Here is a 14,951-nt window from a genome sequence, read left to right on the forward strand (position 1 = left end):
ATACCTTCTTGCTGAGGCAAGAAGGCTTTTTTAATCAAATTCAATTTTAAATGATGCATCTTTATGCGCACGCCAGCATAGTTCTAATTGTTCATATGTCGTTTTGCCATCATTTAATGTCGGTAAATAGTCCATATCAAAAAAATCCATTCCAATTGTCTCACTGTTTGTTTTGAATTCTCCATTAATATAGTGACATTCCACGAAAATTTTAATAATAGTAAAAATTTGATTCACAGCATTATGCCGGTGATGGTCATGGATGGCAATAATTCGGTCTGCTTTACCAACCACACCAGCTTCTTCGAATAATTCTTTTTCGGCATTCGAGGAGACAGTTTCTGTAATATCCATCCAACCACCTGGAAGAGCCCAACGACCGTCATTCTCTTGGACTAAAAGAATTCTATCCTCTTTCCAAACAATAGCTCGTGTATCGACCTTGGGCGTTTGGTAGCCGTCTTCAGTATGGAATAGCGCTTTGATGCCCTCAAGGTCGCTATCGTTTAAGGTAGCGAGCATTTGCCAACTCATCTCGCGGATTCTCTGGAATCGTTCTTTATCATAAACATCTTTTGTGTAGTGAAGACCGGTTTGGGCAAGGGCTTGTAATTCTTTGGCCCATTCTAACCATTGTTTCGACATAGGGATCGTTTCCTTTCAGTTTACTAGATTTATTCGTTTTCTTGCACGTGGTCAACAATTTGGTGAAGGATGGTGAATACATGATCATCGTCTAATTCATAAATCATTGACTTACCTTGGCGCTCTGCTTTGACGAGGCGTGAGTCTCTTAATATCTTTAGCTGGTGAGATACTGCTGATTGCTCTAAATGTAGGGCTTCAACAATCTCAGAGACTGAGTGTTTTTGTTCTTTGAGTAAGTAAAGAATTGATAAGCGATTATAATCACTTAGTATTTTAAAGTAGCGACTGACCGCTAATATGTTTTCTTCATTTTGCATTTGATTACTCCATTCTTTATCAATACTGATAATTTATCATGTTTGAATTTGTTGTGTCAAAGAAAGTCGCATGATTGAATGATAAATTCGTGAGATTGCGGTTGATTGTTAATTAGGATTTACAGTATAATGATTATTAGCAGGAACATTAATTGATAATATATATAATAAATGATATTATGAGTAATGGATATTTTATAGAGGAGGTAAGACCTTTGTATCAAGTTTTACTTACAGCTTTGATTATTGTAGCAATTTTAATGATTATTTTTGTTGTTATGCAACCATCTAAGAGTAATGCAGCAAGTATGCTCGGTGGGGGCGATGACGGACAACCGAAGACACGTGCAAGAGGATTTGAAGTTTTCTTAATTCGTGCAACAACTATTTTAGGAATTTTATTCTTTGTCTTAACAATTACATTGGCTTATTTATCAAGTAAATAAGTTATATATTAATTAATCAGAACAATGTTCAAAGTAATTCGTGCTTGATGGATTGCTATATGGACTTGTTCTTTTTTTAATCTATTTAGTTTAACTATTAATCAATATCATGTAAACTTTGTTTATAAAGTTTTTGGGAGGGTTCATACTTGAAATTAAACGAAATAAAAGATGCAAAGTATTATGAAGGTGAGGATAAAGAAATTGGAATCATTTTATTCCACGCTTATACCGGTTCACCAAATGATATGAATCTATTAGCGAGAGAGTTAAATCGCAACGGTTATGGCGTCTTATGTCCAAAATTTGAAGGACATGCCACAAAAGATGTGAATGATATTTTGGATGCAGATATTACTACATTGAAGCAACAAGCCCTTAAGGCGGTTGAAGCCATGCAAGGTGAGTATGATAGAATACTTGTCTTTGGTTTGTCACTGGGTGGTATATTCGCGACATGGTTAATGACACAACCAAAACTTGCTATTCAAGGTGGGGGCGTATTTAACTCACCTGTATACACTGAGAATCCGATTGATGTAGAAGTACATTTTACTTCATATGTGAAAGCGATCTTCAAACGCTTCTCATCTGAAGATAATTACAATCAAGAGATCGACGGCATCCTCACTAAGCATAGAGACCAAATGAAGCAACTTGAAGCTTTCAAAAGCGAATTCCAAGGTCAACTAGAAAATATCGATCAACCCTTTTTCATTGCTCAATCTGGTAAAGATGAGATGATTAATGAAGAAGATGCAGAAAAATTACAAAATGCGTTAGTAAACGCGAAAGTGGACTTCAATTGGTTCCCAGAAAACACACATGTGATTACAGTGAACCGAAATCGCAAAGATTTTGAAGCGGCACTATTCGACTTTATAACAAGTTTTAAATAGTCGTACAATTAATATTGTACAGAAGGAGGGCACTATGAGGTTATCAAAATTAGAACAACGAATTTTAGAATTTTTACAACAGAACCCAGATAGGAATTATCAAACAAATGAAATCGCCCAACATTTTAATTATCAAGGAAGTAAAAATTTCAAGAAATTAGTCAAAGCTTTAGCATTTTTAGAGCGAATCAATGAATTAGAAGTAACAGATACAGGCCGTTTTAAAGCGAAAAGTACTAAAAAAGAAACGGCTGTCGGAACTTTCCGTGGAAATGATCGTGGATTTGGCTTTATTGATTATGATCCAGAGCAACCGGATTTATTTGTACCACCTGGAAAAGTTGGAAATGCCATGGACGGCGATACCGTTGAAGCAACAATTATTAAACATGTCAATCCATCAACAGGTAAAGGGTCAGAAGCTCGTGTAGATAACATTGTTGAAAGAGCATCAACTCAAATCGTTGGTGAATTTGTTGCCTATGATAAAGAAATGCGCGACTCAACTGGTTTTTTAGGCTTTGTCATTCCACAAGGAAAATTCAGCGATGAATTGAAAGTAGAAGTATTACCTGATGGCTTGAAACCAGTGAATCATTCGATTGTAATTGTTAAGATTAAAGATTACCCAACGATGGAGAAGCCTAACAATTTAACTGGTTTAGTTGCGAAAGAAATTGGTCATAAAGATGCGCCAGGTGTCGATATTCTCGCTATCTTATATCAATTCAATATTCCATCAGAATTCCCAGAACAAGTCTTAGAGGAAGCACAAGCGATTGAACAAGATATCAATCCAAAGGATATTGAAGGGCGTCGTGACTTAAGAGATGAATTAATTATTACGATCGATGGGGCAGACGCAAAAGACTTAGATGATGCAATATCATTAAAAAAACTAGATAATGGAAACTACCGTTTAGGTGTGCATATTGCGGATGTTTCTCACTATGTGACCGAGAATTCACCGATTGATTCGGAAGCTCTAGCCAGAGGGACATCTGTCTACTTAACAGATAGAGTGGTTCCAATGCTTCCACAAAGATTATCGAATGGGATTTGTTCGCTATTACCGAATGAAGATCGCTTAACTGTATCTTGTGAGATGACCATTAATTCAAATGGTCGCGTCGTGGATCAAGATATCTTCCTAAGTGTGATTAATTCTTCATATCGAATGACTTATACGGATGTGAATGGTATTCTTGCTGGTGATGAAGATTTAAGAAGAGAATACCATGAGATTTCTGAGATGCTGGATCAGATGAGCGAATTACACTTTATTCTGGAAGGTATGCGTCAAAACCGTGGAGCGTTAAGCTTTGAAACATCTGAAGCGCAAATTATTGTTGATGAAGATGGGAAACCAATAGATATCGTTCACCGCCAAAGAGGGGTCGGAGAAAGACTAATTGAGTCCTTTATGTTAGCAGCGAATGAGACAATCGCAAGAACATATACGGAGAAAGACTGGCCGATGATTTACCGTGTCCATGAGCAACCAGATGAAGAACGTATGCAACACTTTGCGGAGTTTATAACTGCGTTTGGTGTGGTCTTAAGAGGTCGCGCTGAATCAATTAAACCAAAACAATTACAAGAAGCTTTGAATGAATTATCTGATACACCTTATGAAGAAGTGGTATCGATGATGATGTTAAGAAGTATGCAACAAGCACGTTATACGGATGAACCATTCGGTCATTACGGTTTAGCTGCTAAAGATTATACTCACTTTACTTCACCGATTCGACGTTATCCAGATTTAATGGTTCACCGTTTAATTCATAAATATTTAAAAGCAACACCAACTTCAGAGCAAAAGAGAAAGATTTCTGAAAAATTACCAGACATTGCAGAACATTCCTCTAAGATGGAGCGTCGCGCAGTAGATGCCGAACGTGAAACGGACGCACTCAAGAAAGCAGAGTACATGTTAGATAAAGTTGGAGAACAATTTGAGGGAACTGTAAGTTCAGTGACGTCATTTGGAATGTTTATTCAATTAGATAATACGGTTGAAGGTTTAATTTCATTGCAAGAATTGAAAGATGATTATTACCGTTATGATCAACAACATTTAATTCTTATTGGTGAGAACACAAACAACGTGTACCGAATTGGTCAAAGAGTCTTAATTGAGGTTGAACGCGTAAGTGTTGAAGACCGAGAGATCGATTTCAAACTTATTGAATCGTATCCAACGGATAACAAAGATTTAGAACATGTGATTAGTGAGAATAAGAATCGTAGTGAGAAGAAAAGTCGTAAACCTAAAAGACAAAGTAACAACAGACAATCCTTTAAACAGGTTGCGAAACAATCGTCTAAAGGGAATAATAAAAAAGGCAAGAAATTCCAAATTAGAAAACGGAAAAAATAGCCTTTGATGCAAATGAGGGATGACTATGGCGAAACAGCAAGACAAACCATTAGCACAGAATAGAAAAGCACGGCATGACTATACTATACTAGAGACCGTCGAAGCGGGACTCGTATTACAAGGAACTGAAATTAAATCGATCCGACAAGGGAAGATAAACTTAAAAGATGGATTTGTTTCAATACGTCAAGGCGAAGCTTTCCTTAAAAATGTTCATATAAGCCCTTATGAACAAGGGAATATATTTAACCATGATCCGTTACGAAATCGGAAGTTATTACTTCACAAAAAAGAAATAGAAAAATTAGAACGCGAAGTTAAACAAAATCGCTTAACAATTATACCTTTAAAAGTATACATTGTTAGAGGGAGAGCGAAAGTTCTTATCGGATTAGCTGAAGGTAAAAATCGATATGACAAGCGTCATTCATTAAAAGAACAACAAATGAAGCGTGATATCGACCGTGCTTTAAAAGCAAGGTAATAAAAAAGTGCTTAAGATTTTCGAAATGAAAATTCTTAAGCACTTTTTTTGTTTGAAACGATTAAACTTTAAGCATTCGGATGTGTATGTTTGAATTCCCAACGGGCTAAGATTGGTGTCACAATACTTGAAATAACGACACCTAATGCAATTTGTGCAGTGGCACTTTCCACATAAATAGCATATTCAGGAGCTGAAAAGGCAATCAAAGCTGGAACTGACACGGACATACCCGCGATTGAAGATACTGCTAGAGACGATACACCATCTTCATGTAAGATTCTTTGTTCAAAAATAACTAAAATTGGGACTAATAGGGCGTAAAAGATTACTGTTAACAAGATACCTTGTAGTCCTGATTGAAGTGCATCGAATAAATTAATTCCAGCACCGAAGACCCAACCCATAAAGGGAGTTAACACCACTACACCAGGAGCTAAGTAATCTGCCATTTTTTTATCAAGATTTCCCACAATCATACCAAAGATAATTGGTACAAGCGTTGATAGAATAGGAGTCCAGTCAACTGGGGTAGATTGTGCAATACTGAAGACAAGCATAGGGTAAGCAGGGACACAGAATAGACCTACTAATCCAAAAGCATTCATATCATCTTGTGTTCCGTAGTCTTGTTCTAAGGCTAAATATAATGACGGGTTCGTACTACAGATGGCTGTAATTAATGCAATGGCACTAATACCTAAAACACCACCCATACCAAAGAATTGAATGTAAAGGAAGCCTACGACTAAACAAATAATTGTTTTTAAGACTAATAATAAACCTTGTTTTTTAAAGACAATGGGTAAACGTTTAATATCAATGCCTGCACCCGAACAGAAACAAGCTGCCCCAATGACATAATTTAATCCACTTGCTGTAAACAAGGCTTCACTCACACCGCCGAGGTTAGTAAAGAAGTTTGGTAGAAAAGTATTCATTAAAGCTGCGAGAAGCATTGGTACTAATAATAGGCCTCCAGGAAATTTTCGCATAAAATCATACATTATTTTAACTTTCTTTCTATTTTATTAACTATATATTTTACTCAATTGAATCATTAGACAATGAAAGAGACAAAAAAAGCGCCAATGATTTAACATTGGCACTTCAAACATTATTTGCTACTGCGTTTACGAACACCTTTATTAACATCTAATAAAACCGGTAAAATCATAGGAGAACGTTGAGTACGTTCAAATAAGATTGGTTTGATTTGATCAAAGATAATATCACGAATTAATTTTTCGTTGACGTTATTTCCGTTTTCATTTAAACCACGGTTAATTGCAGATTTCATAGCTTGTTGAATCTCTTGAATTAAATCAACCGATTCTCTCATATAGATAAAGCCACGTGACATAATATCTGGACCACTAATGAGTTGTTTGTTTTCGTAATCAATCGTTGCTGTAACAATAACTAAACCATCTTCCGAAAGTGTTTTACGATCTCGTAAGACAATATTTCCGACATCTCCGATACCACTTCCGTCCACATAGACGTCTTGGGCATTAAAGAAGCCAGCTCGTCTTGCGCTATTCTTAGTTAAAGCAAGCATGTCACCGTTTTTCATAATGAATGTGTTCTCACGGTCAATCCCAGTTAATTCAGCCAGTTTTGCTTGGATACTTAACATACGGTATTCACCATGGACTGGCATGAAGAATTTAGGCTTCATTAAACGTAACATTAACAATTGCTCTTGTTGACTACCATGTCCCGATGTATGAATGTTATTCACTTTACCATGGATGACGTTGGCACCAGTCTCAACTAGTTGGTTAATGACACGATTCACACTTAAAGTGTTTCCTGGAATCGGTGAACTTGAGAAGATGACTGTATCATTATGTTGAATTGAAATTTGACGGTGTGTCCCGTTTGCAATTCGACTTAAAGCAGCCATAGGTTCACCTTGAGAACCTGTACATACGATAATCATTTCTTCTGCAGGATATTGATCTAATTGACGATTATCGACAAAGATATCTAAGCCATAATCATCAATATAACCAAGTTCAGTCCCAGTTTTAATTGAGTTTTCCATACTACGTCCGAAGACTGCAATTTTACGATTTGTTTTAATCGCTGTTTCAACGATTTGTTGAAGACGTGACACATTCGATGCGAAAGTCGCAAAGATAACACGCCCTTCAACACCTTGGATAATATTATGAATCGATTGACCCACAACCCGTTCTGAGAGGGTGAAGGTTGGAATTTCCGCATTTGTACTATCACCTAATAGAAGTAGAACGCCTTCGTTACCAATTTCAGCCATACGGTGAATATCAGCAGGCTCTCCTACAGGTGTAAAGTCAAATTTATAATCCCCTGTAAAGACAATATTTCCTTCAGGTGTTTTTACAACAATACCGTATGCTTCAGGAATCGAGTGAACGGTTCTGTAAAAGCTAATTGACAATTTACGGAAGTTAACGACTGTATCTTCATTATATTCTGTAATTTCCGCATCACGTAATAAGCCATTTTCTTGCAGTTTGTCGCGAATTAACGCGGCTGCAAGAGGGTCAGCATAGATTGGCACATTGATTTGTTTTAATAGATATGGAATTCCACCAATATGGTCTAAATGCCCATGACTGATAAAAAGCCCTTTAACTTTATGACGATTTTCTAAGATATATTGAAAATCATTAATTACGTAGTCAATTCCTAATAATTCATCTTCCGGGAAGAGAATTCCGCAGTCTAAAATAACAATTTCGTCTTGGAATTGGACACCATACATGTTTTTCCCAATTTCGCCTAGTCCACCAATAGCGAATACTCCGACTTCATTGTTTCTAAGATTTACTGCCATCTAGGGTTTCACAACCTCAAAGTCAGGATTGTTTTCTTTTTCATATTCTAAGAAATCGCCTGATATTTCGGTGATGTGTTCGATCATGTATGGTGTAGTTTCAGATAAATATTCACGCACTTCACTTACTGCATTTGCTTCCACGTACATAGTTTTAGTATATTCACGACGTGGTGCTTCATTTTTTGTTTCTTGATAAAATACTTTAAATATCATTAATATTTGCTCCTTTTCATTAATTTGTTTTCAAACGAGTAGTGAATTTATTGAATTCACAGCTATAACCATTTTATCACATTCATTATTTCAAGTATATCCCAATTTAGTTAACTCATTTAAAAAGGAAAAAAACGGATGAACTTACTCCAATACTTCATATTATCCTTTCAAATCCAGAATAGTCAAATATTTTAACGCGAAATCACTTTTTTTAAAAAAGTAAAAATAAAATAATGGAAATGGCCTTTTTTTACGTATATATATATAGGCTAGTTTAAAGGAGTGAGATGATGATTGAAGGTGATGCTAAAAAACTAATACAAGTGGCAATCGATGAATCGGTTTCTGATATTCACATATTACCAACGAAGGAAAAGTATGTGATTCACTTCAGAGCGAATGGACGGTTAATGTTATTTGAGGAGAAGTCATTAGAGTGGGGAAAGCGATTGATTAGTCACTTTAAGTATTTGGCGAATATGGATGTAGGTGAGAAGCGAAGACCGCAATCTGGATCCACCGCCATTGAACTTGATGCTGAATCGGTAGAATTAAGGTTTTCAACCATCACAAATGTCTTATTACTTGAGTCAATGGTTATTCGAGTTTTACAAACTCAGAAGTTTGATCATGATCAAGTGGTGACTTACTTTCCACAAGACATTGATGAACTTCGGAAACTCACAAAAAGAAAGAGTGGGCTGATTTTATTCTCAGGACCGGTGGGTTCGGGTAAGACGACGACTATTTATCAATTACTGCGTGAGCTGATTCAACATGAGGCTTTACAAATTATAACGATGGAAGATCCAGTGGAGATATTTGAAGAGCGATTCTTGCAAACGGAAGTGAATGAAAAAGCCGGAATAACTTACGATTTGCTGATCAAATCTTCTCTAAGACACCATCCTGATGTCTTGATGATAGGAGAAATTCGTGATCAAGAGACTGCACGCATGTCGATCCGAGGAGCGTTAACGGGGCATCTAATGATTGCGACCATCCATGCTAAGAATGCCCGAGGAGTTATCGCAAGACTACAGGAGTTAAGTATTAGCGATGAACAACTCAGACAAACCTTAATTGGTGTTATTTCTCAAAGACTTGTGCCTTCCGCAATTCAAAAGGAAACGCACTATTCACGAGCAGCAATCTTTGAGATATTAGCTAAAGAAGCATTAAACGGCGTATTACATAATAATCACACATTAAGTCAGTACGATACGTTGAATAATAAATTACGAAAGGCTTGGGCGTATGGTTACATTGATGAAGCAACGTATACTAAATTCGAAATTATCTAAGGACTTAAAAATACCTAAGAACTTGCAAGCCTACTTATTGCAAACTTTAAGTGAGTTATTGTTAGAAGGATTCTCTATTCATCAAAGTTTAGTTTTTATGCGTGTTCTGATGAGGAAACAGACAACGGCGATTGACTATATCATTAGGCAGTTGGAGTCGGGAATTTCCTTTGAAAAGTCTTTACGTGCTTTAGGTTATTCAAATTCACTCATTGCTCAATTATTCTACGCTCAACGACAAGGAAGATTTACTGAGTCATTAGCTGATGCGAGTAAGCAATTAAAAGAGGCCCATCATTATAAGCAGAAACTTGTAAAAACCTTAGTCTACCCATTATTTTTAGCAGTGGGATTAGTTGGGATGTTATTTGCTATGAGACAATTTCTTCTACCGCAAGTCGCTAGCTTTATTTCGCAAGAAGTGTATGATGAGCAATATTTGGTTCGAGTTTTAGTTTATTTCTTTACTTATTTGCCACAGATTTTTGGAATATTACTAGCCTTCGTGTTAATTATCTATGGCGGCGTTGACATGTATTTGCTGAAACAAAGTGAAATGAGACGCTACCAAATACTAACTCAAATTCCATTAGTCGAAAAATGGGTAAGAAGTTACAGTTCCTATAAAGTATCAAAAGAGATTGGGCATTTCTTTTCTGGAGGGTATTCCATTCAACAAACGCTGACAGTTATCGTCGATTATCCGATTGATCCATTCTTAAGTGAACTAGCCATTGAAATACAAGAAAGAATGTTAAAGGGCGAAGACTTAGCTGTCATTCTAGATGAGTTAGATATCTTTACAAAGGAATTACCATTAGTAATTTACCAAGGTGAGTTAACGAGTCAAACAGCACAGAAATGTTATTTGTATTCAAGGAAAGTCTATTCAGATTTGATGAAGGATTTTCAAGCAAAACTTACTTTAGTCCAGCCAATATTGTTCATCCTAATCGGAATGTTAGTCATGTCGATGTATTTATTGATGATGTTACCTATGTTAACGATGCAAGGCATATGAAAGGATATAAAACATAATGAAAAAATTAAAAAAATTAAACAAAAAAGCGTTTACTTTAATCGAAATGCTTATTGTGTTGGTCGTAGTAAGTCTACTTATGGCAATTATTATTCCAAACGTTGCAGGACAAAGAGAGCGTATTAATGAACAGGCACGTACAAATATCGAAGAAGTAATTGAAACACAGTCAAATACGTATCAAATGGTGAATGGGTCTGAGGCACCAGATTTACAAACATTATTTGATGAAGGATACATTACTGAACGACAACTCCAAGAAGCTCAAAATTTATTAACGAATGATACCGGTAATTAGTATGTATGAATAAACAAGGCTATTCACTCTTGGAGTCCCTGGTAGTACTCGTCTTACTTTCAGCCATGAGTTTGCTACTAATGTTTCGTCCCAATGTCAACTTAAGTAAGCAAATTGAAAGTCGAATCTTCTTTGATGAAGTCATGAGTTACTTAAAGCAAGCTCAACAAATAGCAATCTTACAAAAGCGACTAATTTCAGTTGAGTTTCACGCCAGTTTAAATCAGTTAAGAATTAGAGATGCTTATAGTCAAGAAAGGATTGCGACGTTGGACGCTCCTGAACACATACAGTTTCAAATACCTTATATGTTTATGTATCTGCAAGGTGGGGGTGTGGATCAATTTAGAACGATTAGTTTTTATGACTATGCTCGTAATCAACGAATTTATTTAGTCTTTCAGTTAGGGAATGGTCAATTTGAATTACAAACATAAAGCCGGGTTTTCAATGATAGAAACGGTGATTGGCTTTTTCTTATTTAGTTCGATGATGCTTCTCTACTTGCCGGCTTATTATAATGAGTTGAGGCGGATAGAGGATGCGGCACAGACGAGTCAAGCCTGGCGCTTATTCTCTGAATTAGTGGATATCGAATTGGATGAGCAGATAGAAGATGAGGCGAAAGCACTTGTAAGCGAACAATTAATTCTAAATTGGGAAGCGTTAAATGAAGATAACGTGAGTGAATTCGCATGTGAATTAAATTATTGTTACATATCGTTAGAAGGTGGGAGTGAATTGTATGTCGAAATTCAAGACCTCAACTTTTAAAAAAGGATTTACTTTGTTAGAGGTAATAATCAGTCTATTCGTATTGAGTTTATTCATGCATTCCCTTATGACAATTTACAATAGTTACAACACAATTGAAACAGAAATTCGCACAGATCGCAGTGCGGATTTCTTACACTTTATGACGCTGCTTGAATTAGAATTGGAAAAATATACGGTAACAGGGGTCGATTCTAACATTATTCGCATTCAAAGTACTGAAACAAATAGAAGTAGTCGCATCATCAACCAGAACAATAAAATTTATATCGCCCCCGGTCATCAACCTTTATTGTACGACGTATATGCCTGGCAAGTATTTCAAGTTGCTAACAAAGTAAGTGTGACGGTAACCTTTAATAATGGACAAGTCTTTTCAGGCTTCATTTCAGTGAAACTTAATAGCTAGTTAGAGGAGTATAATGATGCGAAATAACAAACAAGGAATGGTAATGGTTTACGTTATTGTCTTTTTACTCGTTAGCCAACTCATCTATTGGGGCTTACTGAGACTCAATCAAATCAACTTAAGTCGGTATTTGAATTTTAATGATTATTACACAGCGAATATTCAAGAAGAACTTGTGATGAATTTATTGCCACTGATTGAACAGATGGACGCACAAAACTTAGAAGAAGCCATTAAGATGCGCTTTAATGAGCAGGCTATAGCTTATATGCCGAAACAAGTCTTAGACCACATTGATTCACACAAGCAATTTGGTGTCTTACAATTAACAGCTAACCAACAATACGAGCAACTATATGTCTATACACAAGAGGTATTTCTGCAAGATGCAGCACTAGACTATTGTGATGCATTCAATGCCATCGTTTGTAGTGGCGTGATTACACGACCAGGTCAAGTTGAAGGAACCAATCCAGAACTTGAAGCTTTATGGAAAGCGACTGAGGCATCTATATTAGACCAAGGTTTCCGTTTGAGTAAAGTTGATGACTTCCTACGAACATATGATTGGACTCCAGAAGATATTAGATTGTTACAAATACAAACTAATCATGGTCTCACAAGCTACTCCCGATCAAATGGGGTTGAAATGCGGTCAACGGAATTAATGCCACGGCAATTTAGTCGACGAGAACAAAGTGAACAAATGCGATATAACTACTCTGTTCGCTGGAGGGGCTACCTTTTCGAGAGAGAGTTCACTGAGGATATTTAAGCCATCCCTTCATTTAAATTAATAATAGCAACAAGTTTAACATCTATGTTTTATTTGATATAATACAACTATTGATTTAGAAAGAGGGCAAAGTATGAATAATAGAATAACTGAATTAAGATCAGAAATGAAAAAACAAAACTTGGATGCATTTTTAGTGACAACGCCTAAAAACGTACGCTACTTATCAAGCTTTACAGGATCAGCGGGTTTAATTGTTATTACGCCTGAACACGAATACTTTATTACAGACTTCCGATATACTCACCAAGCGAAAGAGCAAGCTGAAGGCTTCGATGTCATTATCCATCAAGGAAAAATGTATGAAGAAATTAGCGAACTTCTTAACGCAGAAGACGTTAAAGCTATGGGAATAGAAGCCGATGATATGAATGTTTCAACTTATTCTCGTTTAAGTGACTTATTCGAACCAATGTTAGTTCAAACATCTGGCGTCATTGAAACGATTCGTGAAGTTAAAAGCGAAGACGAAATTGAAACGATTCGTGAAGCTTGTGACATTACTGACCAAGCCTTTGAACATATCTTAACGTTTATCAAACCAGGTGTTACCGAAATTGAAGTGGCGAATGAATTAGACCGCTTCTTAAAAGGTAAAGGGGCATCAGGCATGTCGTTTGATACAATTGTTGCCAGTGGCGTAAGATCATCAATGCCTCACGGTGTTGCCAGTGATAAAGTAATTGAACACGGTGATTTAGTAACACTTGACTTTGGTTGCTACTACAAAGGTTATACTTCAGATATGACTCGTACAATTGCTGTAGGTGAAGTAGATCCGAAATTAGAAGAGATTTACAATATCGTCCTAGAAGCACATAACCGTGTAATTGCTGGAACTAAAGCAGGGATGACTGGTAAAGAAGTCGATGCCCTTGCACGTGATTACATTACCGAGAAAGGTTATGGACCAAACTTTGGTCATACAACAGGTCATGGGATTGGTTTAGATGTTCATGAAGGACCAGCGGTTGCTAGCCGAAATGAAAAACCATTAGTTGAAAACAATATCATTACCAATGAACCTGGTATTTATGTCTCTGGTTTAGGTGGCGTTCGTATTGAAGATGACTTAATCGTTAAAGCAGACGGAGTAGAAAGTTTAAACCGTAGTCCTAAAAAATTAATAATTGTATAGCACTTTCTAAGAAATTCCGCTACAATAAGGAAAATGCGAACATAGATGAGTAAAGTATATAAAGGAGGGCTATTATGGCTAAAATAACCGAAGTACCATTTGAAACTCAAGCGAAAGAAAATTTAGGTGAAATTAAAATTACCACAGGTGTCCTAGAATCAATTGCCGCTCAAGCAGCAAGCGAAATCGAAGGTGTTGCCTCTAAAGTAACTGGCTTCCAAAAAGAAGTAGGAAATTTCTTAGGGATGGACCGTGACCGTATTAACACAAAAATCAAAACTGAAAACAATTCAATCGTTGTCGACGTTGAAATCCGTGTTCTTTATGGGTACTCAGTACCTGAAATTGCTATCGCAATCCAAGATAAAGTGAAAGAACAAATTCTATTCATGACCGACTTAGCAGTGACAGAAGTGAATGTTCACGTTATGTCAGTTGAAACTGAAACTACAGAGTCAGATGCAAGTATTGTTGAAGAAGCTTTTGAAACAATTGGTGAAGCTTTTGAGTAAGAAAGTTGTGAAGCGACGCGAAGTGCGTCAAGTTGTTGTCCAAACACTTTATCAGATGATTTCAGCACACAAAGATTTAGATATCAACGAAGCTGTGGCTTATGTATTGGAAGCGGGCGTATTTCCTGAAGAAGGCTATGAAGGAATCGACAATGAATACTTTTATGAGCTCATCGAAGGTGTTCGTTCAAAAGAAACCGAAATTGATAAACTCATTGAACCTTATTTAACAGGTTGGAGTTTAGATCGAATCGCACGCATTGATTTAATTATTTTACGCGTTGCATTCTATGAAATCTTTTTCGTTTCAAAAGAAGAAGTTCCAAATAATGTAGCAGCTGACGAAGCGATTGAATTAAGTAAATTCTTTAGTGACGACAAATCACGTCAATTCGTGAGTGGTGTTGTTGCAAAAGTATTAGATGATACTAAAGCCGAAAATGAATAAGCAGAAAAAC

At 36.4% G+C, this 14,951-nt stretch carries 19 protein-coding genes; 14 read left to right on the forward strand and 5 right to left on the reverse strand.

The genetic code is table 11. From position 1 onward, the window contains the following. Positions 1–30: 30 nt before the first annotated feature. Positions 31–645 carry an NUDIX hydrolase gene (locus HW423_RS03230; protein WP_218930515.1) on the reverse strand — a complete coding sequence of 205 codons (615 nt, stop codon included), beginning with the start codon at positions 643–645 and terminating at the stop codon, positions 31–33. Positions 646–674: 29 nt separating this feature from the next. Beyond that, positions 675–965, reverse strand: a complete 291-nt coding sequence (locus HW423_RS03235) for an ArsR/SmtB family transcription factor (RefSeq protein ID WP_138405484.1) — start codon at positions 963–965, stop codon at positions 675–677. A gap of 215 nt (positions 966–1,180) precedes the next feature. Here HW423_RS03235 and secG point away from each other — a divergent pair, with 215 nt between their 5' ends. The 4 genes from secG to smpB all read left to right on the forward strand — a co-directional run bounded on the left by secG (position 1,181) and on the right by smpB (position 5,177). Then, a complete protein-coding gene (gene secG, locus HW423_RS03240; RefSeq protein ID WP_138405485.1) occupies positions 1,181–1,411 on the forward strand; it encodes a preprotein translocase subunit SecG in 231 nt (76 codons plus the stop codon). A 149-nt stretch (positions 1,412–1,560) separates the two neighbouring features. Next, complete coding sequence (locus tag HW423_RS03245; protein WP_218930516.1) at positions 1,561–2,310, forward strand: alpha/beta hydrolase; 750 nt, start codon at positions 1,561–1,563, stop codon at positions 2,308–2,310. 34 nt (positions 2,311–2,344) lie between these two features. Further along, positions 2,345–4,693, forward strand: a complete 2,349-nt coding sequence (gene rnr / locus HW423_RS03250) for a ribonuclease R (protein ID WP_218930517.1) — start codon at positions 2,345–2,347, stop codon at positions 4,691–4,693. A gap of 25 nt (positions 4,694–4,718) precedes the next feature. Next, the gene (gene smpB, locus HW423_RS03255) at positions 4,719–5,177 is read left to right on the forward strand and encodes an SsrA-binding protein SmpB (protein ID WP_218930518.1); all 459 of its coding nucleotides are present in this window, start codon (positions 4,719–4,721) and stop codon (positions 5,175–5,177) included. A gap of 68 nt (positions 5,178–5,245) precedes the next feature. Here smpB and HW423_RS03260 read toward each other — a convergent pair whose 3' ends face one another. From HW423_RS03260 to HW423_RS03270, 3 genes are all read right to left on the reverse strand, one after another. After that, positions 5,246–6,184 carry a 2-keto-3-deoxygluconate permease gene (locus HW423_RS03260; RefSeq protein WP_218930519.1) on the reverse strand — a complete coding sequence of 313 codons (939 nt, stop codon included), beginning with the start codon at positions 6,182–6,184 and terminating at the stop codon, positions 5,246–5,248. A 110-nt stretch (positions 6,185–6,294) separates the two neighbouring features. Then, positions 6,295–8,004, reverse strand: a complete 1,710-nt coding sequence (rnjA, locus tag HW423_RS03265) for a ribonuclease J1 (RefSeq protein WP_218930520.1) — start codon at positions 8,002–8,004, stop codon at positions 6,295–6,297. Next, positions 8,005–8,220 carry an RNA polymerase epsilon subunit gene (locus tag HW423_RS03270; RefSeq protein ID WP_218930521.1) on the reverse strand — a complete coding sequence of 72 codons (216 nt, stop codon included), beginning with the start codon at positions 8,218–8,220 and terminating at the stop codon, positions 8,005–8,007. It lies immediately after the preceding gene. A gap of 293 nt (positions 8,221–8,513) precedes the next feature. Here HW423_RS03270 and comGA point away from each other — a divergent pair, with 293 nt between their 5' ends. The 10 genes from comGA to nusB all read left to right on the forward strand — a co-directional run bounded on the left by comGA (position 8,514) and on the right by nusB (position 14,941). After that, on the forward strand, positions 8,514–9,527 hold the full coding sequence (gene comGA, locus HW423_RS03275; protein WP_218930522.1) for a competence type IV pilus ATPase ComGA: 1,014 nt from the start codon (positions 8,514–8,516) through the stop codon (positions 9,525–9,527). Further along, on the forward strand, positions 9,493–10,548 hold the full coding sequence (comGB, locus tag HW423_RS03280) for a competence type IV pilus assembly protein ComGB (protein ID WP_235956277.1): 1,056 nt from the start codon (positions 9,493–9,495) through the stop codon (positions 10,546–10,548). Before comGA ends, comGB begins: the two co-directional genes overlap by 35 nt. A 16-nt stretch (positions 10,549–10,564) precedes the next feature. Further along, positions 10,565–10,864: a competence type IV pilus major pilin ComGC gene (gene comGC / locus HW423_RS03285; protein WP_218930524.1), complete on the forward strand. Its 300-nt coding sequence runs from the start codon at positions 10,565–10,567 to the stop codon at positions 10,862–10,864. A 5-nt stretch (positions 10,865–10,869) separates the two neighbouring features. Beyond that, a complete protein-coding gene (gene comGD, locus HW423_RS03290) occupies positions 10,870–11,301 on the forward strand; it encodes a competence type IV pilus minor pilin ComGD (protein WP_218930525.1) in 432 nt (143 codons plus the stop codon). Further along, positions 11,285–11,638 carry a type IV pilus modification PilV family protein gene (locus HW423_RS03295; RefSeq protein WP_218930526.1) on the forward strand — a complete coding sequence of 118 codons (354 nt, stop codon included), beginning with the start codon at positions 11,285–11,287 and terminating at the stop codon, positions 11,636–11,638. The genes comGD and HW423_RS03295 overlap by 17 nt, the downstream gene beginning before the upstream one ends. After that, the gene (locus HW423_RS03300; RefSeq protein ID WP_218930527.1) at positions 11,610–12,047 is read left to right on the forward strand and encodes a competence type IV pilus minor pilin ComGF; all 438 of its coding nucleotides are present in this window, start codon (positions 11,610–11,612) and stop codon (positions 12,045–12,047) included. The genes HW423_RS03295 and HW423_RS03300 overlap by 29 nt, the downstream gene beginning before the upstream one ends. Before the next feature lie 16 nt (positions 12,048–12,063). Beyond that, positions 12,064–12,822, forward strand: coding sequence for a hypothetical protein (locus tag HW423_RS03305; protein WP_218930528.1), 759 nt, complete (start codon positions 12,064–12,066; stop codon positions 12,820–12,822). 94 nt (positions 12,823–12,916) lie between these two features. Further along, positions 12,917–13,981 carry a M24 family metallopeptidase gene (locus HW423_RS03310; RefSeq protein ID WP_218930529.1) on the forward strand — a complete coding sequence of 355 codons (1,065 nt, stop codon included), beginning with the start codon at positions 12,917–12,919 and terminating at the stop codon, positions 13,979–13,981. 74 nt (positions 13,982–14,055) lie between these two features. Further along, the gene (locus HW423_RS03315; RefSeq protein ID WP_218930530.1) at positions 14,056–14,493 is read left to right on the forward strand and encodes an Asp23/Gls24 family envelope stress response protein; all 438 of its coding nucleotides are present in this window, start codon (positions 14,056–14,058) and stop codon (positions 14,491–14,493) included. Next, complete coding sequence (nusB, locus tag HW423_RS03320; RefSeq protein WP_235956270.1) at positions 14,486–14,941, forward strand: transcription antitermination factor NusB; 456 nt, start codon at positions 14,486–14,488, stop codon at positions 14,939–14,941. Before HW423_RS03315 ends, nusB begins: the two co-directional genes overlap by 8 nt. The last annotated feature ends 10 nt before the right edge of the window (positions 14,942–14,951 follow it).

Source organism: Ruoffia halotolerans (assembly GCF_014049385.1).
In the GTDB taxonomy this organism is placed as follows: domain Bacteria; phylum Bacillota; class Bacilli; order Lactobacillales; family Aerococcaceae; genus Ruoffia; species Ruoffia halotolerans.